The organism is Flagellimonas sediminis (assembly GCF_010500845.1).
In the GTDB taxonomy this organism is placed as follows: domain Bacteria; phylum Bacteroidota; class Bacteroidia; order Flavobacteriales; family Flavobacteriaceae; genus Flagellimonas; species Flagellimonas sediminis.
Map to the genome: position 1 here is coordinate 246,423 of NZ_JAAAMI010000001.1, position 18,498 is coordinate 264,920.

At 39.2% G+C, this 18,498-nt stretch carries 23 protein-coding genes; 14 read left to right on the forward strand and 9 right to left on the reverse strand.

Annotated elements, in window-relative coordinates:
• Positions 1-471 (forward strand): hypothetical protein, encoded by a 471-nt coding sequence (locus tag GTK07_RS01060; protein ID WP_163632044.1) that lies wholly within the window; start codon positions 1-3, stop codon positions 469-471.
• 203 nt (positions 472-674) lie between these two features.
• On the opposite strand, the gene GTK07_RS01065 is transcribed toward GTK07_RS01060, so the two are convergent.
• Positions 675-1,304 (reverse strand): nitroreductase family protein, encoded by a 630-nt coding sequence (locus tag GTK07_RS01065; protein WP_163632047.1) that lies wholly within the window; start codon positions 1,302-1,304, stop codon positions 675-677.
• A 113-nt stretch (positions 1,305-1,417) separates the two neighbouring features.
• Between GTK07_RS01065 and GTK07_RS01070 the strand changes: the two genes are divergently transcribed.
• From GTK07_RS01070 to GTK07_RS01080, 3 genes are all read left to right on the forward strand, one after another.
• Positions 1,418-1,768, forward strand: coding sequence for a winged helix-turn-helix transcriptional regulator (locus GTK07_RS01070; protein ID WP_163632050.1), 351 nt, complete (start codon positions 1,418-1,420; stop codon positions 1,766-1,768).
• 225 nt (positions 1,769-1,993) lie between these two features.
• A complete protein-coding gene (locus tag GTK07_RS01075; protein ID WP_163632053.1) occupies positions 1,994-2,560 on the forward strand; it encodes a Crp/Fnr family transcriptional regulator in 567 nt (188 codons plus the stop codon).
• A 77-nt stretch (positions 2,561-2,637) separates the two neighbouring features.
• Complete coding sequence (locus tag GTK07_RS01080; RefSeq protein WP_163632056.1) at positions 2,638-3,378, forward strand: SDR family NAD(P)-dependent oxidoreductase; 741 nt, start codon at positions 2,638-2,640, stop codon at positions 3,376-3,378.
• Between the two features lie 178 nt (positions 3,379-3,556).
• On the opposite strand, the gene GTK07_RS01085 is transcribed toward GTK07_RS01080, so the two are convergent.
• Both GTK07_RS01085 and GTK07_RS01090 read right to left on the reverse strand, forming a co-directional pair.
• Complete coding sequence (locus GTK07_RS01085; protein WP_163632059.1) at positions 3,557-4,219, reverse strand: peroxiredoxin-like family protein; 663 nt, start codon at positions 4,217-4,219, stop codon at positions 3,557-3,559.
• A 212-nt stretch (positions 4,220-4,431) separates the two neighbouring features.
• Entirely contained in the window at positions 4,432-5,181 is a 750-nt protein-coding gene (locus GTK07_RS01090; RefSeq protein ID WP_163632063.1) for an SDR family oxidoreductase, read from the reverse strand.
• A gap of 115 nt (positions 5,182-5,296) precedes the next feature.
• Between GTK07_RS01090 and GTK07_RS01095 the strand changes: the two genes are divergently transcribed.
• From GTK07_RS01095 to GTK07_RS01130, 8 genes are all read left to right on the forward strand, one after another.
• The gene (locus tag GTK07_RS01095) at positions 5,297-5,659 is read left to right on the forward strand and encodes a winged helix-turn-helix transcriptional regulator (RefSeq protein ID WP_163632066.1); all 363 of its coding nucleotides are present in this window, start codon (positions 5,297-5,299) and stop codon (positions 5,657-5,659) included.
• Between the two features lie 650 nt (positions 5,660-6,309).
• Entirely contained in the window at positions 6,310-6,765 is a 456-nt protein-coding gene (locus tag GTK07_RS01100; protein WP_163632070.1) for a hypothetical protein, read from the forward strand.
• Positions 6,766-6,906: 141 nt separating this feature from the next.
• Complete coding sequence (locus GTK07_RS01105) at positions 6,907-7,770, forward strand: restriction endonuclease (RefSeq protein ID WP_163632072.1); 864 nt, start codon at positions 6,907-6,909, stop codon at positions 7,768-7,770.
• Positions 7,771-7,839: 69 nt separating this feature from the next.
• Complete coding sequence (locus tag GTK07_RS01110) at positions 7,840-8,403, forward strand: porin family protein (protein ID WP_163632075.1); 564 nt, start codon at positions 7,840-7,842, stop codon at positions 8,401-8,403.
• A 96-nt stretch (positions 8,404-8,499) separates the two neighbouring features.
• Positions 8,500-8,739 carry a ribbon-helix-helix domain-containing protein gene (locus GTK07_RS01115; RefSeq protein ID WP_163632078.1) on the forward strand — a complete coding sequence of 80 codons (240 nt, stop codon included), beginning with the start codon at positions 8,500-8,502 and terminating at the stop codon, positions 8,737-8,739.
• Positions 8,732-9,019, forward strand: a complete 288-nt coding sequence (locus GTK07_RS01120; protein WP_163632081.1) for a type II toxin-antitoxin system RelE/ParE family toxin — start codon at positions 8,732-8,734, stop codon at positions 9,017-9,019. Before GTK07_RS01115 ends, GTK07_RS01120 begins: the two co-directional genes overlap by 8 nt.
• A gap of 122 nt (positions 9,020-9,141) precedes the next feature.
• Positions 9,142-9,672, forward strand: coding sequence for a DinB family protein (locus tag GTK07_RS01125; protein ID WP_203583694.1), 531 nt, complete (start codon positions 9,142-9,144; stop codon positions 9,670-9,672).
• A 59-nt stretch (positions 9,673-9,731) separates the two neighbouring features.
• A complete protein-coding gene (locus GTK07_RS01130) occupies positions 9,732-10,010 on the forward strand; it encodes a hypothetical protein (protein ID WP_163632087.1) in 279 nt (92 codons plus the stop codon).
• Positions 10,011-10,023: 13 nt separating this feature from the next.
• Here GTK07_RS01130 and GTK07_RS01135 read toward each other — a convergent pair whose 3' ends face one another.
• Together GTK07_RS01135 and GTK07_RS01140 are read right to left on the reverse strand one after the other, a co-directional pair.
• Complete coding sequence (locus tag GTK07_RS01135; RefSeq protein WP_163632090.1) at positions 10,024-11,556, reverse strand: SulP family inorganic anion transporter; 1,533 nt, start codon at positions 11,554-11,556, stop codon at positions 10,024-10,026.
• An 82-nt stretch (positions 11,557-11,638) separates the two neighbouring features.
• Positions 11,639-12,610 (reverse strand): phytanoyl-CoA dioxygenase family protein, encoded by a 972-nt coding sequence (locus tag GTK07_RS01140; protein WP_163633439.1) that lies wholly within the window; start codon positions 12,608-12,610, stop codon positions 11,639-11,641.
• A 142-nt stretch (positions 12,611-12,752) separates the two neighbouring features.
• On the opposite strand from GTK07_RS01140, the gene GTK07_RS01145 reads away from it, so the two are divergent.
• Positions 12,753-13,595, forward strand: coding sequence for a helix-turn-helix domain-containing protein (locus tag GTK07_RS01145; protein WP_163632093.1), 843 nt, complete (start codon positions 12,753-12,755; stop codon positions 13,593-13,595).
• Positions 13,596-13,689: 94 nt separating this feature from the next.
• On the opposite strand, the gene GTK07_RS01150 is transcribed toward GTK07_RS01145, so the two are convergent.
• Positions 13,690-14,607 (reverse strand): nicotinic acid mononucleotide adenyltransferase, encoded by a 918-nt coding sequence (locus GTK07_RS01150; RefSeq protein ID WP_163633441.1) that lies wholly within the window; start codon positions 14,605-14,607, stop codon positions 13,690-13,692.
• A gap of 124 nt (positions 14,608-14,731) precedes the next feature.
• On the opposite strand from GTK07_RS01150, the gene GTK07_RS01155 reads away from it, so the two are divergent.
• The gene (locus GTK07_RS01155) at positions 14,732-15,733 is read left to right on the forward strand and encodes an NAD(P)H-dependent glycerol-3-phosphate dehydrogenase (protein ID WP_163632096.1); all 1,002 of its coding nucleotides are present in this window, start codon (positions 14,732-14,734) and stop codon (positions 15,731-15,733) included.
• Between the two features lie 62 nt (positions 15,734-15,795).
• On the opposite strand, the gene GTK07_RS01160 is transcribed toward GTK07_RS01155, so the two are convergent.
• From GTK07_RS01160 to GTK07_RS01170, 3 genes are all read right to left on the reverse strand, one after another.
• Entirely contained in the window at positions 15,796-16,440 is a 645-nt protein-coding gene (locus GTK07_RS01160; protein WP_163632098.1) for a hypothetical protein, read from the reverse strand.
• 6 nt (positions 16,441-16,446) lie between these two features.
• Entirely contained in the window at positions 16,447-17,679 is a 1,233-nt protein-coding gene (locus GTK07_RS01165; RefSeq protein ID WP_163632101.1) for a hypothetical protein, read from the reverse strand.
• Positions 17,680-17,772: 93 nt separating this feature from the next.
• A complete protein-coding gene (locus tag GTK07_RS01170) occupies positions 17,773-18,483 on the reverse strand; it encodes a DNA-binding response regulator (protein ID WP_163632104.1) in 711 nt (236 codons plus the stop codon).
• Positions 18,484-18,498 lie beyond the last annotated feature (15 nt).

Below are 18,498 nucleotides of genomic sequence, written 5' to 3' on the forward strand. Positions count from 1 at the left end.
ATGAAAAAAATAGTTGTTACATCCCTAATCCTGCTTCTTGTGTTTGCTTGCAAGACCAAGGAGACTAAAGAAGTGGACAGTGAAGAACCGGAAGCTGTGGCCCCTCCCCAACCGGTTCCTGCCTTGGAAGTTGGTTGTTATACCTATGAAGCGAACGGCAACAAAGTGGTTCTGGAAATTACCCACATCAATGAAACAGTGCTGGGCAACCTCAGTTATGCCCTTTCGGAAAAAGATGCCAATGCGGGGACCTTTGCCGGTGAGTTGTTGGACAGTGTGCTTATTGGCAAATACACCTTTATGTCCGAAGGGACCCAAGGCAATACCCGCGAGGTGGCCTTTTTGTTTAAGGATGGCCAATTGATCGAGGGATATGGCGAGCTGGACGAAACAGGCACGGCCTTTAAGGACAAAAGCGCGCTGAGTTTTAGCTCTTCCATGCCGTTGTCCAAAACGGAATGTGAACCTTGATTGAATTGTATTGTAGGTTAGAAAAAGATCAAATACATTGATTGTATACTATATTGGGTGTATAGAGATGTATTTTACGTTTCTAAAAACAAGTTGGCAACAAGCACGAAAACGAAACCCTGAATTCAATAACTTAACGCAACAAATCTTAAATAATAAATTTGTGGCGATAAAGTAGCTTTATGTTTATTATTTATTTAAAACTAACTAATCATACTGGAAAACTCTTCTATTGGCAATCTAACTTTTTTCAGATTGGCTAAATAATCATTTTCCTCATCATGATATCCTATGGACAGGATAACAACACTTTTAAGATTCCTCTGCTTTAAATCTAACAATTCATCAAATTTATTAGCATCGAAGCCTTCCATTGGAGTAGCATCAATTTTTAAAGTTGCTGCAGCAATTAGCCCAGTTCCTAATCCAATATACGCTTGTTTAGCCGCCCAAATAAAATTGTCATTATCATTTTGTGATAGAAGATAGTTACTTATAGAATTTTTAAATTCGGCTAGATCTTCGATAGGTGTACCTCTTTCTTTACTTATTAATTCAATATAAGCATCTATATCTTCCTTTCTTATAGACGCAAATGCAGCAAATACCAATAGATGGGAAGCTTCAGCTATTTGAGAATTGAATGAACCTTCGCCCAACTCTTTTTTTAAGCTTGGATTATCCACAACTATAAGGCGATAAGGTTGAATTCCAACTGATGATGCAGATAGATTTATTGCTTCTATTATTTTCTCTAAATCTTCAGCTGCTACTTTCTTGTTACTAAATTTTTTTGTAGCGTACCGCCATTTTAAATCTTCAATTAGTTTCATGTATAATACATTTTTAAATTATCGAGCAAAAATATCGCATCATTGTTACTTTTTGTAACTTAGCGTCAAAATGTAATAGTTACATCTGAGTAACTAGGCATATTATAATGGAAATGGAGAAAGAAATAGAACCAATAAAAGAATGTAGCCAAGCCATCTTGGCTATTCACGATGTAATGGATCTGTTAAGCGGCAAGTGGAAAGTGTCAATTATTGCCTGCCTTTGTTATCAAAAAATGCGTTATTCTGAACTATTACGAGAAGTCAAGGGAATTTCTGGTAGAATGTTGAGTCGAGAACTGAAAGAATTAGAGATCAATCATCTAATCACAAGAACGGTTTTAGACACTCAACCCGTAACTGTGGAATATGAAATAACGGAATACGGCTCAACCCTCAAGAATTTGACCAGTACAATGGCCGAATGGGGTATGACCCATAGAAGAAAGATAATTGGCAAATAGAGATAACAACTGAAAGTATGCGCTACCGCCAACAACGGTTCACTGCTAACAACGGGGAGTCGGGTAAATGTCCATTTTAAACATTATTTATGAATACGATGAACAAGAAAAATACGCGTTCCTACTCCAGCAACTTGTGGTAACAAAGACCGTTAGCAACAATGAAAACCAAACTTTTTACCACTGGATAATTTAAGAAAATTGAAATTTCCTCAACTTGCGATAATGAAAGAATTATTAGAATATATTTTCCAATTTGGAAATCTGAATTCGCAACAGATTAATCTGATTAAAAATAAAGTAACTCAAGTAGAACTTAGAAAAGACGCCTATTTTTCAGAAGCAGGTAAAATACCGAATCAAGTTGCATTTGTGGTGGAAGGTGTTTTTAGAGGTTGTTACTATAACAATAAAGGCGAAGAAATAACTCGCTGTTTTATTCAGGAAAATAGCATTATGTGCGATTATGTGAATTTTGAAGCGAATGCTGTTTCTTCCGAATACTTACAGTCGTGTACCGATAGTAAGCTGATTGTTTTTTCACGGCAAACCTGGGAAGAACTTTCACAAATTATGGTGAGCTGGGACGCTATTAAAAGTAAGATGGTTCAGATTTGTATGTACCAAAAATCCAGAAAAAATCCAGTAATTTCTCAAGATGCTACCACACGCTATTTGGAGTTTATCGAAAATCACCCCGCACTGGTTAATCGTATTCCTTTGGCATCTATATCTTCTTACCTAGGTGTAACTCCACAGTCGCTAAGCCGAATTCGGAAAAATATAAGCTAAAAACGCTTTTTACCATTTGGTAAATCCATTCAATTTTAATCGATAGAACTTTGTGTCAACATTAAAAGTGAATTGAAATGAAAAAAGTATTAGTTACAGGAGCCAATAAAGGTATTGGCTTTGACACAGCTAAATTATTATTACAAAAAGGCTATTATGTTTATCTTGGTAGCAGAAGTAATCAAAAAGGGTCATCGGCTGTTGATAAATTGAAAGCTGAAGGTTTAACCAAAGTCGCGTGTATTGAAATCGACGTAACAGATGACAATTCAGTCAAAACTGCTCGCGAAAAAATAGGTAAAGCAACTGGTGTTTTGGATATTTTGATTAACAATGCAGGCATAAATGGAGGAAGTGATCCTTATACAGCTTTAGAAGCTCAACCAGAAGAATTTAAAGCAGCATTTGATGTCAACGTAATTGGGACATCAAGAGTTACTAAAGCATTTATTGATTTGCTTAAAAATTCGGAAGAACCCAGAATCGTAAATTTAAGTACCAGTGTGGGGTCCCTAAGTTTACAAAGTGACCCAAACTGGCCAGCTTACAAGTATGCGAAATATGCCGTTTATGCAGCTTCTAAAGCCGCTTTAAATATGTACACCATCCATTTAGCTTACGAACTTCGGGATACAAACTTTAAAGTAAATGCAGTTTGTCCAGGATTAACGGCTACCGATTTCACGTTTGGAAATGGCGGAGAAGTGGAAACTGCAGCTAGAAGAGTTGTAAAATATGCAACAATTGGCCAGGACGGACCAACAGGCAAATTCTTTAGTGAAGAAACAAATCCTGAAACAGAGGAAATTGATTGGTAATAAAGAGAGCGAACAGCTAATAATGTATATAAAAAAATAGCAGAAAAGAGCTAATCATTGATTTGTTCCTTTTCTGCATTTTTTTGAATCGAAAATAAGCGCCTACAAATCTGCTAATTTTCATATACGAAACGTTGGAGCAAGCTGAAAATCCTTATCCTAACAATTACATTCAACTCTATTTATTTTTTAAATGGTTGATGATTTCTGAAACTTCTACGCGGTTTCTGTAGTCGCCACCCAGAGATTTTGCAAAAGAAACTGTTGAGTCCTTTTCGATGATAAAAACTGCAGGAACTGGTAGCTCTTTTGAATCGTCAGAATAGTGAGCGTCAAAATCTAATCCGAGATTTTTCATCGTATTTAGTGGTGCCTCCGCATTTTTGAATACAGTGGTGTATTTTCGCGCAACATGATTTCCTTCGTCACTCAAGACCTCAAAATTGAGTTCATTTTTCTCCTTTATATTTAAAGACTCATCAGGTGTTTGTGGAGAGATTGCAACTAATTCCGCACCTAATGCATGAATCTTATCTAAGGATTGTTGGTAATGAGCCAACTGTAGATTGCAATAGGGACACCAGGACCCTCTGTAAAATGTGAGGACAACCTTACTATTTTGCAGTAATTCGGTTAAAAGTAGTGTTTTACCGGTAGCATTACTAAGTGAAAAGTCTGGTGCTTTGTCGCCAACTTGGAGTTTTATAATGGACGAGTGGTTTTCCTGAAGACTTTCAGCATCGGCATCAAAAATTTCAAGTGCTTCTTTGGGAAGCATATTCGCTAAATCATCTCGCAAGCCTTTTAAGTTTTCCTGATAGTTGTTTTTTGGTGAATTCATAATAGTTTATTCGAATTTCAAATTGAATAATCGGTTAAGCTTGCAATCAAAGTCATGATTTTTACTTTAGTTGGGTTGCAATAGCAAACTCAAAAATTTTAAATGGACTGACTATTTCTCAACTAATTGTCATCATAACAATATGATTACAAGCTTATAATTGATTTTTTAAATTATTTGTTTTTATTATGCCCCTTACTGGAAACGTTCAATCAAAGTTGTGACCATCCACCATCTACAACTATCTCTGCTCCTAACATGAATGAAGATTCATCACTGGCCAAAAATAAATAGCCCTTCGCCATCTCTTCCGCAGTACCAACACGTTTTATAGGTACCCCGCTCGCTAATTCCTCGCGTAGCCCTTTTACTTGCTCTGGAGACAACCCTAATCTTCCGTGAATTGGAGTTTCTACGTGACCAGGAGAGAATACATTAACCCTAATTTTTCGACTCAATAGGTCTGCAGAAAAGTTGCGGGCTAAGGCGCGAACCGCTGCTTTACTTGCCGAATAAACAGATGCATTCTCAACACCCACTTCTGCGGCAGCAGAACCGGTAATTACTATTGAAGCACCGTCATTCAAATAGGGCAAAGCTTTTTGAACAGTGAAGAAAGTCCCTTTAAAATTGATATCGACGATTTCATCAAAAAGCGCTTCCGAAAAGTCTGTAAGAGGAGCTCCTTTAAATATACCAGCATTTACAATTAGGACATCAATCTTACCCATTTTTGACTCAACCTCCTGAAACGCATCATCTAAAGAATCTAGATTGAGGACATCCGCTTTTATAGCTAAAGTTTCATTTCCGATTTGATTGGCAGCATCTTTCAACGTATTTTCATCCCTACCTGTAATGGCCACCTTTGCGCCTTCACCTGCAAAAAGTTCAGCGGTTGCTAAACCAATACCACTATTACCACCTGTAATAAGCGCTACCTTGTTATTTAGTTTTCCCATTTTTATAATTTTAGGTTTTAAAGAAGACAAAACTATACCTAGATTTTATAGCGCACAAAAAGTTGGGTACATACAATTTGGTTCGTATTATTGCCAAGTCAATTAAATAGATACTATGCGAAAATCAAATTCGACTAATTTTTTAAATGAAAAGGCTCTGGCCGAACATTGCGGAGTTACATATGCAATGACGCTCTTAACCGGGCGTTGGAAGATTAATATTTTATGGATGCTTAAAATTGGGGTCAACCGATATGGTTCGATGAAGAGAGAAATAGCTGGTATTTCAGAAAAGATGCTTACCCAGCGTCTAAAAGAACTTGAAGAAGATGGCTTGATAATTAGAAAAGACTTTAAAACAATACCTCCCAGAGTAGAATACAGTTTGAGTGAAGCAGGTGAAAAATTATCGCCTATTTTGGGCCTGTTATCAGATTGGGGTGACACCATCAGACCAATTTTGGACGAGAATGATTAGTTTTTTGCAAATCAAAATGGAATTGCGGTTTTTTCGAAAAGTTAATTACAAGGCTGCCATTGTAGGATTTTCTGAAGTAAACAAAAAAGATAGTAAAACAGAAATCGATTTCTGATAACACCGAAAAAATTAAAATCCTGTTTAGTTTGATAATGGTTCAATTGAATAACACACTGAATTCTAATGTTGTTTGTTTGGTATTCTTTTTAAAGATAGTTTCGAAAATAATGAGAATATTCGAAACCATTCCGAGAGTATAAACCTTTGAAAATGTATTAGTTGAATAGGAAACTGAAGATTTACTCGGACCAAACGAGTCTCAAAATTTCAAACTAATTGGAAATGGAATTTATATTAGTGTGACTGAAACTCACGGTGGTGGAATAATATTTTGGAACGGAATATCAAAGGTATAACATAGAATAAAAAGCCAGTTGCCAACAATGTATAACCGCAATTACGGCGGATTCGACTGCGTCCGAATCCACTCGGAATTGCTAAAGTCTGTGCCAAACCGAAAATAAACGCATATAAAACCGTAACTGACGGTTATACGAGACCGTTGTGCATAATTTAAAAATCATATCCTGAAACAAATATTTGAATATAAATCGAGATGGATTTGGTACTTCTTTTGGAGTTGGCTTCTCTTGGGAATAATTCTAGTTTACTGGCTATTTATTGATAAGTCCGAAATTTTAGTTGCAATAAAAAATCTGGACTTGCCACAAATACTCAAATATGGAATTCTTACTTGTTTTTTAGTTCTTATCATTAACGAGTTGCTTTGGTTCTTATTTGGAAAGTATGAGATAACAATTGATCTAAAAAAAATATGCACCAGAAAAAGATTTGGACTTTATAACTTAAAAAAGAATTACAAAATATCGGAAATCACTAATCTCAATATTCTTCACAATGTCAAGAGTGACCCATCCATCAGATTAAATATGTTTTGGAGGCTATATGCTCCTCAAAAGGAGGTTCTCGGCTTTGAATACAACGGAAAGGAAAGAAAAATAGGAATGGGAACTAAGAATTTTGACGCAAGGGAAATTAAAAATAAAATAGAAGAAAATAAAAACTATGCACAACAATGGCTATAAGTAATTGCTTGTTCTCGCTTGCTTCTGAAAATCCGCGCAAATTTTCAATTTATTTTGTACTTACTTCATTAACCTTTAAACCATAAAAGTACTGATATCCAAGACCATTGTGTGCAACTTTAAACGAATCGCAAAAAATAAATGACTGAAAGATTTAAATACAAATTTAACGACCTTTTTAATCCAACACTAAAAGCTTTACATAGTTTGGGTGGTTCAGCTTCTGTCTCAGAAATTGAGGACTTTGTTGTTGAGTTACTCAACTTGACAGAAGAGGAAATTGGTGACATACATAGAGGTACAACAACAAAACTGAATTATAGATTGAGATGGGCAAGAAATTATCTTAAAAATTATGGTCTTTTAGAAAATTCCGAAAGAGGCGTTTGGGCATTAACACCAAAAGGACTTAAAACTGATGAGGTTGACCCAAAAGTAGTTGGTAGAAAAGTAAGAGAATTAAACAAAAAGAAGCGAAAAGCAAAACAATCGGAATCGATTGATATTATAAATGAATCTTCAGATGAGACCGAAGAAAATGAAATTACTTGGAAAGAAGAGCTTCTAAACAAAATCAAAGATATTTCTCCAGCGGGTTTTGAAAGACTTTGTCAAAGATTTTTACGAGAATTAGGGTTTCAAAATGTAGAAGTAACAGGGAAACCGAATGATGGAGGCATTGACGGAAAAGGAATATTAAGACTTGGTGGAATTTTATCTTTTCACGTTGTTTTTCAAGCCAAAAGATATAAAGAAACTGTGAGCCCAAGTGTAATTAGAGATTTTCGTGGTTCAATGAGTGCCAATGTAGATAAAGGATTGGTGATAACAACAGGTCGATTTACTAGAGAAGCAAGAAAAGAAGCTCAACGTGATGGGGCTTTACCAATTGATTTGATTGATGGAGATTCTCTTGCAGAAAAACTCAAAGAATTAAAAATGGGAATTCAAGTTGAGTTTGTAGAAAAAGTTAATGTAAATATTAACTGGTACGATAGCATATAAAAGCAGCACACAACAATGGCTTTAAGTAATTTCTAAATAACCATCCATAGCCAAGACCTTAAAAAAATTATGAAAAACAACCTGATATTACTAGTAATTGCTTTGACTTCAAGCCTTGCCAAAGCCCAGTTTATAAAGGAAAAAGCCATAAATGTCCAAATTGGATATGGATTAACAGCTCCATATAACAGCTTTTATGATATTGCCGATGACGGTTTTTTTGCACAAGGGGAATTAGTGCTAAAAGCCGCATCTTGGGTTGAATTTAGACCTTATGCCGGTTTTATCCTGACCAGTTCCAATGGAAAAGATATCAATGGCAATCCAACGGATGAAAAAGCAGAAACAAAAGCCTTTTTACTTGGCGGCAAAACTAGGGTACAAGCACCCATACCATGGGTGGCACCTTATGTGGAAATTGGAATAGGAACCTCTATAGGGAAATTTGAAACCTTTACCTATTTTGATGATATCGATAAGAGTGGCATCATTCATCATATCCCTTTTGCATTTGGATTGGAATTGGGGAGAAACAACAATGTTGATTTAGGACTTACTTACTACTTTCAACCATCCGTTCAGCAGTTTGCTGGAGCCCTTGCCGTTGGAATCACCATACCGCTGAGAAATTAAAAATACAATTATCAGTCTGTAATCATCCGCTATCACAACCTCAAAAATTTGGAATTGATTCGTTTTTGGTGTATTTTTGCACCAAATAGATGATTTATGGCCAGACAAAGTATTTCCTTCACAGAACCCAACGATGAATGGTTGAAATCCCAGGTGGACAATCAAGAGTATTCCAGTAAAAGTGAATTGGTGAACGACCTTGTGAGGCAGGCCAGAAAACAACAGGCCCAAGTGGACTGGATCAGGACAAAACTGGAAAAAGCTGAAAAAAGTGGATTTACAAAGGACGGAAAGGATGAAATTTTAAGTCAGTCCAAAGCGCTTTTTAATGACTAACTACAAGTTGAGCAACGAAGCCAAAAACGATTTGATTCGCATTCACCAATACGGAATTGTCAAATTTGGAATGGCTCAAGCGGACAACTATTTTGAAACCTTTTTTGAATATTTCGATCTCATTGCACAACGTCCGTATTCCTTTGAATCAATGGACCATCTTAAAAAAGGGTATCGCCGTTGTGTTTGTGGATCGGACAGCATATTTTACAAAATAAGCGGTGAAGTTGTGGAAATTATGGCCATCGTCGGAAGACAGGACTTGGACAACCTACTCTGATAATCAAAAAATACTATTGCAAACACAGACAGACGATAATGCATTCTATGAAAAATCCCTACTTCAATACCATTAGCCTTATTTTTCTCTTGCTAACCATCACATCTAGTAAAGCACAAAACATGGAACTTCCTTATAAAGAAATCCCTGCCCAACCCACAACATATGAACCCGGTAATTTGGTGGCCAGAATGATAGACGGCCTTGGCTATCGGTTTTATTGGGCCACGGAAGGATTAACGGAAAAAGATCTCGCTTACAAACCCTCAGAGGATGGCAGGACTGTGTTGGAAACCTTGGAGCATATCTATACCATGTCCAACAACATTTTGCTGGCCCCGGATGCCCAACCTTTTGAAAAAGCGTTGTTCCCCACCAACCTTCCATATGAAGAACTCAGGGCCAAAACCTTGCAAAACCTACAGGCGGCCAGCGGCAAGGTATCGGGTAAAAGCGCCGAGGACCTAGAAAAATTCAAGGTGATTTTTAAAAGAGGGGAGCAAGAATCGGAATTTGCCTTTTGGAACCTCATCAACGGCATGATCTCCGATTGCATCTACCACACCGGGCAGATTACGTTGATGCGAAGGGCCAGCGGCAACCCACAAAATCCCAATGTAAACCCGTTTTTGGGACAGACCAAAGGCGATTAAGCCCTCCTCTTTGTAACATTTCTTGAAAATCCATTACCAATAATCAAAGGTTCTGGTCGATGGGTTTCGCGAGTCATGCAGTAAAGGTAGTCAAGGCCAATCGGGCTTTGTTGCATAAGCGACGTAGTTTCAAAGAAATTCGAGAAGCTTACGAAGGCTATGTAAGTGACTCCGAACTAAAGTTCAAGGAGCTAACCCCTTTTGAGCAAAAGAAAATCCGTGACAAGATCATTCAACAGGCCAAAAGGGATCGATGGCTCGAAATTCAAAACTACTTTATTGCCCTTCTGATTTTGGTTTTTCTGGGTTTCCTTTTTTATGCGCTTTTCCTTGATTAAGAGGTAATGATAATCAGTCAATTTTATCGACCACAACCTTATATGTTGGGTCTTCCAAAACATTTACCTCTATAATATCATCGGCATTGGCCAAAAGGCGTTGGCAGTCCTTACTCAAATGTTTCAGGTGGAGTTTTTTGCCCACTTTACGGTAACGTTCCGTAATCTTGTTCACGGCTTCAATGGCGGACATGTCCACCAAACGGCTTTCCGCAAAATCAATGATTACCTCATCGGGGTCATTGAGCACATCAAACTTTTCGGCAAAAAGCGTGGTGCTTCCAAAGAAGAGCGGACCATAGATCTCGTAATGTTTGATTCCTTGTGCATCGGTGTATTTTCTGGCCCTGATCCGCTTTGCATTGTCCCAAGCGAACACCAAGGCAGAAATGATCACCCCTACCAAAACGGCCAAGGCCAAATTGTGAAGGAACACCGTCACCAAGGTAACGAGTACCATCACCAACACATCCGATTTGGGCATACGGCGGAAGGTTTTTAAACTGGCCCATTCAAAGGTGCCCAATGCCACCATGATCATCAAACCGGTGAGGGCTGCCATCGGTACTTTTTCAATCAAGCTGGAACCGAACATGATGAATACCAAGAGCATTAAGGCTGCAAAAATTCCTGAGAGTCTGGCCCTTGCCCCATTGGAGGTATTGATCAAACTTTGCCCGATCATGGCACAACCACCCATCCCCGAGAAAAATCCGGATAAAATATTGGCCGTTCCTTGGGCCACAGCTTCCTTGTTACCTCTACCACGGGTTTCAGTGATCTCATCCACAATGTTAAGCGTCAACAAACTCTCGATCAATCCCACTCCGGCCACAATCGCAGAAAAGGGAAAAATGATTTTCAAGGTCTCCCAAGTAAAAGGAAGATCGGGAATATGAAAAGGAGGAAAAGTTCCTTGAATGGAGGCGATATCACCAATGGTGCGGGTGTCCAATCCCAAGAAAAAGACAATGCCGAACACCACCAAAATAGCGGCCAAGGATGCAGGAACCACTTTCGTTAATTTGGGCAATCCCCAAATGATCACCATCGTCAACAATACCAATCCCAAGAAAATGAATAATGTGCTGCCTGTCAACCAATCTCCTTCCGGGGTTTTGAACTGAGCCAACTGCGACATAAAAATGATGATGGCAAGTCCGTTCACAAATCCGAAAATTACCGGATGGGGTACCAAGCGCATCAACTTGCCTAACCGAAGGAATCCGGCCAAAAGCTGCAAAATTCCTGCCAGTACCACGGTGGCAAACACATATTCCACACCGTATTGCTGGGCCAAACTTACGATCACCACTGCAACGGCACCTGTGGCCCCGGAGATCATCCCTGGTCTACCACCCAAGATGGAGGTGACCAATCCCATCACAAAGGCGGCATACAATCCCGTTAATGGGGAAAGGCCTGCAATGAACGCAAAGGCAATGGCTTCCGGCACGAGTGCCAAGGCCACGGTAAGGCCCGATAAGATCTCTGTTCGGTAGTTTACCTTTTGGGAAAAATCAAAAAGGTTGAGGTACTTTTTCATGGCTTCTTTCTTGAAGCCGGCAAAAATAGGGTTATTAAAGGGAAGACCCTAATGGCCTCCCCATTTTTAAGGATTTGACAATCTACCAGTTAGTCAAACCCAATAACTTTTCGCCAAGCGCACTTAATTTTGCGGTATCGTACCTCGTTTGCTCCCATTTTCTGGGATCTCCGGGAAAAGCGTAGCCCTCTGGGGCAATTCGGTTCTTCCATGAATTGATGCGCCATTCCCTCATCTCGTTGTTGTCCTCCTCGGCTGGCATCATGGAAATGTATTGGGCGATGCGCACCTTGTCCCCCGATTTATTGGGACGGATGCCATGGGGTTGGGTACTGTTGAAAATCAACAGGTCACCCGCTTCCAATTTCACTTTCACGATTTTATCTTCCAGTCCGGTGACGTCTGGTTGAAAGTGATCACGGTCTTCGGGTTGGGTCAGTTTCCAGGTATCATAATTTCGGTACAACCATGGAATACATTGAAAACCTCCCATGTTTTCATCCGTTTGGTCGGCCAAGGCCAAAACCCCCTGAACGTTTTGGGGTCGGGTCTCTGGATCGTAATCCCAATGGATGAACCCTTTTCTATTTTCCCCGGGTCGCTGTGGAATGTTCAAATTGGCCCGATCGATGGTGACCCATAATTTTTCGGTGCCCCAAATGTCCGCAAAGGCATCGTACACCTTTTGCATCTGTCGGTTGTTCCACAAATGTTGATGGTTATAGACTTCCACCATTCCGGTTCCCGTCAATTCCTTCATCTTCATTTCGGCACGGGCAGGGGCGTACCAAGTTTCTGGGTCGTTGGGGTCCTTTTCATCAAACTCCCAAATAAAATCTGCTGTTGCCTGGGCCTGCTCCTTAGGGACCGCGTTCTTGATCACAATGTATCCGTTCTCTATCCAAAACGCCCAATCTTCTTCGGATAAAACCCTTAAGGGTTTTCCGTTGGATCGGTCGTTCAATCTGATCTTGCTGCTGGTAGCGGTAGAAGGGTTGCCCGGAATATTTTCGTGGGCCTTGTTCGCCATTTCCACCTTCATTTGTTGTTGCATCATATCGTTTCTGTTTTTTTAGGTTCAACATTGATGTATTCAAAACTAGGGGGATGGTTTATGGGTTTCCACCGTGACATTGACCAATTTTTGAACTTTATTGACTTTTATTTCCTAAATTGAAAAGTTAAAAGACAATAAATTGAAAATTCAGCTCGAAAACATACAACCGAACGACAAGAGCTCCTTCCATTTATTGCACAATCCGAAGTTGAACGATCTATTCTTTTGGCACTTCCATCCGGAGTTTGAACTGGTCTATATTGAAGGGGCCAACGGGAAACGGCATGTGGGGCATCATTTGTCCAACTTTACCGGAAGTGACCTGGTACTGATCGGCTCCAACATTCCCCATTTGAATTTTGATCATGGCATACGGACAGAGTACCACAAGGAGGTATTGCACATCAGTGCTTCCTTTAAAGAAAAAGTGTTCAGTGAGATTGAGGAACTGGAAGATGTTTATGAGCTTTTGGAAAAATCGCAACACGGCATTGCCTTTTATGGGGAAACGAAAAAATCCGTAGGGCAGATCATGAAGCAATTACAGCCCATGACCCGGTTCGGGCAATTTTTGGAAATCTTGAAATTGCTCAAAATTTTGGCAAAGAGCAATGAGTTTGAACTGTTACATGCCAATCCTATCATCAACGATAAGGCAAACAAACAGCAACAACGGTTGCAACAGGTGTATTCCTATATTGATGAGCATTATTCCCAAAAAATTGAACTGGACGATATGGCCCAACAAGTAAACTTGGGCAAGGAGGCTTTTTGTAGATATTTTAAGCAGAACACGGGCAGCACCTTTACCCAATTTTTAAACCAATACCGCATCACCCAGGCCAAGCGCCTTTTATTGGCTGGAAGAAACATCACCGAAACCTGTTACGAATGTGGTTTTGAGAGCCTTTCCTATTTTAATAGGACCTTTAAAAAAATCAGCGGTGAAAACCCATCAACCTACAAAAGGAAACAGTCCTAAAAAGAACCGCCCCAAGTATTGCTACTTGGGGCGGCACTTAACTAAATAACCAACCAAAAAAACTATTAGTATAGTCGAACATTACTGTTCTTCCTTACAAATCTCGTTGTCGGGTCACGTTCATGGTCGGGTTAATGATCTTAGAACGTTTTTTACCCGTGTCTCCTGATTTCAAAAACTGCATGTATCCTCTTCCTGTAAACTCATAAACCGTTCCGCTGGACACATGGTACAACTCTATTGTACTGTCATTAATAACGTACAACTCAAAATAATCATTGCCCAGGAAGTCATAATCCAGTGTTAAAGTTTTCAGGGTGGCATTGTTGGCCACATCGTACACTTCGTAATCCCCTTCATAGTCCCATTGAATGTTGGAAATCGGGATGCCCTGTCCATCAATGGAGGACCTGAAATATCCACCGCCATCTGAGAAGAACTGAAGGTAATTTTCCTCGTCAAACTCGTTGATTGCGCCAACTTCACTGGTGTACGTTTTCTCCCAAACCTGGTATTCCTGCAAAAAGTAATGGATGTTATCGTAGAACACTTGATCGTAATCAAAAGTGCTTCTCTGGAACCCACGGAGAATATAGGAAGTTTTGCTTCTTGCATCGTACAATTCCAAGGTGTTGTTGTTCACGGCATACACATCGAGAAGCCAAAGCCCGTCCACATCATGATCCACCTCCACTTGTCCAACAAAAGTTCCATAGGTTCCCACATCAATCCCCAAACCGTTTCCGGTTTTACCGATTCCCACCAAATTGTTGTTGGCATACACAACTCCCCTATCAAAGGAAATGGTAAATGCGCGTTGTAGAAATGGCACTTCGCCATTTCCTTTTGTTGCATTGATATCGACATACCACAGATCATAGGATTCCAAAACCAAGGCGGTGTTGATGGGCGATTCTTCAATAAATCCATCGTCCACGATGACCTCTGTGTAACAAGAACTGGCCAAAAGGCCTATCATTAAAATTCCAAAGAGTAGTTTTCCATTTTTCATAATCGAGGCTTTAAAGTTCACCACGTATAGACCAATCACCGTGCCAAAATTTTTAACTATTTGATAATCAATTGATAATGAAGCCATGAATTTATTTTTTAGCTTTACAGCCTAATTTGGTTGCATGCAAGACAAACTACGATTCGGTGTTTTTGGTGGAGGGAGCTGGGGAACGGCCATTGTAAAAATGTTGACAGAAAACGGGGACCGTGTTGGGTGGTATATGCGGAGTGATTCGGCCATTCGACATATTGTTAAGGAAGGGCACAACCCTAACTATTTGAGTTCGGTGGAATTTGAGGTGGAACAACTTCACTTGAGTCCTGACATCAATGAAATTGTGGAAGCCAGTGATGTGCTGATCTTTGCCATCCCTTCCGCCTTTTTGGAGGGCGAACTTCAAAAATTGACGGCTTCTTTGAAGGATAAAGTCATATTTTCAGCCATAAAGGGGATTGTTCCCGAAAGTGGTTTGATCGTGGGGGAGCATTTTCATGAAAAATACAACATCCCCTTTGAGAACATCGGGGTACTTACCGGACCTTGCCATGCCGAGGAAGTAGCCCTCGAGCGGCTATCCTACCTTACCATTGCCTGTGCCGATGGGGAAAAGGCCAAAATAGTGGCGCAACATTTAAAGAGCGAATACATCCGTACCAAAATTTCCGACGACATCATCGGAACCGAGTATGCCGCCATGCTGAAGAACATTTATGCCATTGCTGCAGGGATTGCCCACGGTTTAGGTTATGGCGACAATTTTCAAAGTGTACTCATGAGCAACGCCATTCGGGAAATGAAACGGTTCATTGATCGGGTGTACAAAATGAAACGCAACATCAATGCCTCGGCCTATTTGGGAGACCTTTTGGTGACGGGCTATTCCATTTTTAGTAGAAACCGAATGTTCGGGAATATGATTGGCAAGGGCTATACCGTAAAAAGCGCCATGATGGAGATGAACATGGTGGCCGAAGGGTATTACGCAACCAAAAGCGCCCATTTGTTGATGGAAAAGTTGGAGAAAAAATCCAAGACGCCCATCATCAATGCGGTGTACCAAATCCTGTACAAAAACAAGGATCCCAAAAAGGTATTTGAGAAGCTTACGGAGAAGTTGGATTGATTTTTACTCCCATCTACAAATCATAATTTTCCAATTTGCGATTTAACTTCATAAATGATTAGTTACAACCTCGCAAGGTTATAGCTAAATCCAATATGTGGTATTATAAAGGAAGTTGTTTCATCAAAATAGTCAGTCGTTCTTGACATATTCATACCCAAATAAATTCTACTTTTTGACAATTGAAAACCTATTGATACTCTATTGGCGAAGAAACCAAAATCTGAAACATAAAAACCTTCTCCGTATTCATCAATTTGTTTTATGGAAAAATCTGTATTGGTATTAAGCAAGGACATTCCGGCACTAACAAAAAAGCCGCCTTTTGTATATGTTTTAAAATAATAATTAAGGTATAGATGGTAGTCAACAATGAGATTGTAGTCTACTTTTCCAATATTTATCTCGTTGTTACCTTCCGGTTTCTGAGCAATTACCAAATCATACCTGAAACTATTAGCAAAACCAATAGCCAAATTTTTGGTAATCCCATACTCCAAACCTAGATTCAGGGCAATTCCTGAGTTTTGAATATCAATATTTGTAAAACTGGCGTTTTCAGAAAAGTTGACGGAACCATAAATGGGTGTTATCCTATATTCCGTTCCTAAAAGAAACATTATGGAATTTTTAGCATCACTGGCAGTTTCTTGTGCATGTAAAAAGAAAGGAACAATTGCCAGTCCAAATAATTTTGCTGCCCTCATTAAATCTTATTTAAAGTTATATTCAATATCACTGTTGTTTCGCGATAAGTTTTTCCCATTTGTAAGGTTATATGGGTTTTGGCTATTAAAGTTCACCACTTGTTCATCATATGGTGACTGGTAAGACCTATAACCGACTTTTAAGGATTCTCCGTTCAACGTTTTTTCATAAACATGTGTTGGAGCAGGCCAAGCATCATACTCGAAAATTACATAGACAGCAATTTCAGCAAATGTCCCTGTCTGAAGAATGCCCATATTTCTATTTATGAGTCTTTTGTCTCCTACTTCACTATTGTTACAGTGGACCAAAAAACTTCCATTCCAATAACATCCCAATCCAGCATTCACACCGCAATGTGTACGAAAATCCCCAGGTGCTAGAGAGGAAGGAGTGGCAGTAACCACTTCAAATTTTACATCTGCTTTTTCCACCCAAGATTCTTTTTTGTCTTTGATCTTGACATATTGTGTTTTTACATAATTATCACTGCTTCCCGAGCCTCCGCCACTAGAGGCCCCCTCTCCCCCTTCAAACTCTTCTTCCGTTAGAGGGACCTCCAGCATATTTTCTTGATTCTCAGGTAATATTCCAAGAACATAAATTGTATTACCTATTGTTTCCTGAATAGGGTTAGACCCAAAAATGTCTTCTTTAGACAAATCGACATATCTCAATCTCAATTGAACCGTAGGGCTCAGTTTGTATCCCTGAACAATTTCTTTCTTTGTATATGGGTCATAACTATTAATCAGAAACAAATACTCATTTCCTTCTCCTTCTTTAATCATAAGCACATATGGATGCCAAGATTCCCTCTCCAAATCATTGAACGCTTCTAAGGATTCTTGAATACTATCAATTTTTGATCTTTGCCCTTCCCCTATAAACTGTTCGCTGAGTAAATCATCAAAATAAATAGCTTCCGAATACCCTTTCTTACTTAATTTCTTAACTGATATTTCGTTAAAATCTGGATTTAGTCTAAGCACTTCCTCCATTAGAAAAGTAAGGTGGAAGTTCTTGTAGGCCAATTTTTCCTTTAATTCCGCCTTTTCAATATCTGCTTTGTCTATGAGTAAAGAAATGGATTGGGTTTGTTTCAGTGGCAAGTTTTGTTCTTCAGCATTATCACATGAGCCCAATTGTACCATCAAAACAAATGCCCCAATTTGAAAAAAGATGTTAGGAGTTATTATAGATTTTGTTTTAGACAATTGCATAATTTGGATTTTCATTAAATATTAAGATTGGGATAAAACTATCTTGTTACGTTGAATATTAGGAGCGAAAAAACCGCATATCTTTTGCGGTTTCCCGCATATTTTCCATCATATGATTCCCAGTTCTTTGGCCTTTTTTACCAAGGCCATTGTAGTATTATTTTCTACTCCCAATTTCTTACGAAGAGCCCGCTTTCTTTTTTCTACTTTGGACAAGGACCAATGCAACTGTTCGGGTATTTCTTTGGTGGGTGTCCCTTGGGAAAGAAGCCATATAAATGTCTTCTCCTCCAAATCCAGTTGTATATCGGAAACAAACCGGTTCCTCATTACTTCCATAATGGTCGCTGAATAAAAGGGTATTCCTCTTAAAACACTCCGAACAGCCTGTACCAAATTAAGTTCATCTACTTCTGACTTAATCAAAAAACCAAGAGGGTTAAGTGTTTTTAGGATATTGCCTAGCCGATGCCTTTCCAATAGGCTAGTCATCACCAATATTTTAATCTTGGGATATTTTTCTATAACCCATCTCCCTAGATCATCACCAGAAAAAAGGTTTTGTTCTGGGAATGGCTTCATACAGATATCAAGGAGGACCATATCACATGTGAAGGATTCCTCTATAAACAACCTATAGGCAGCTTCAAGGGAGTGGATAATTTCAATATCAAAATAGGGCAGAATTCCTTTTTGGATGCCCATTTGAATGATTAACTCATACCCTTTACAGCTAAGCGGGTGATCGTCTACTATTAAAATCCTATGGGGTTGTTCTTGTGGGCATTCAGTGCCATTTCCATTTCCTCTATAGTCCATTTACAAAAATTGCAA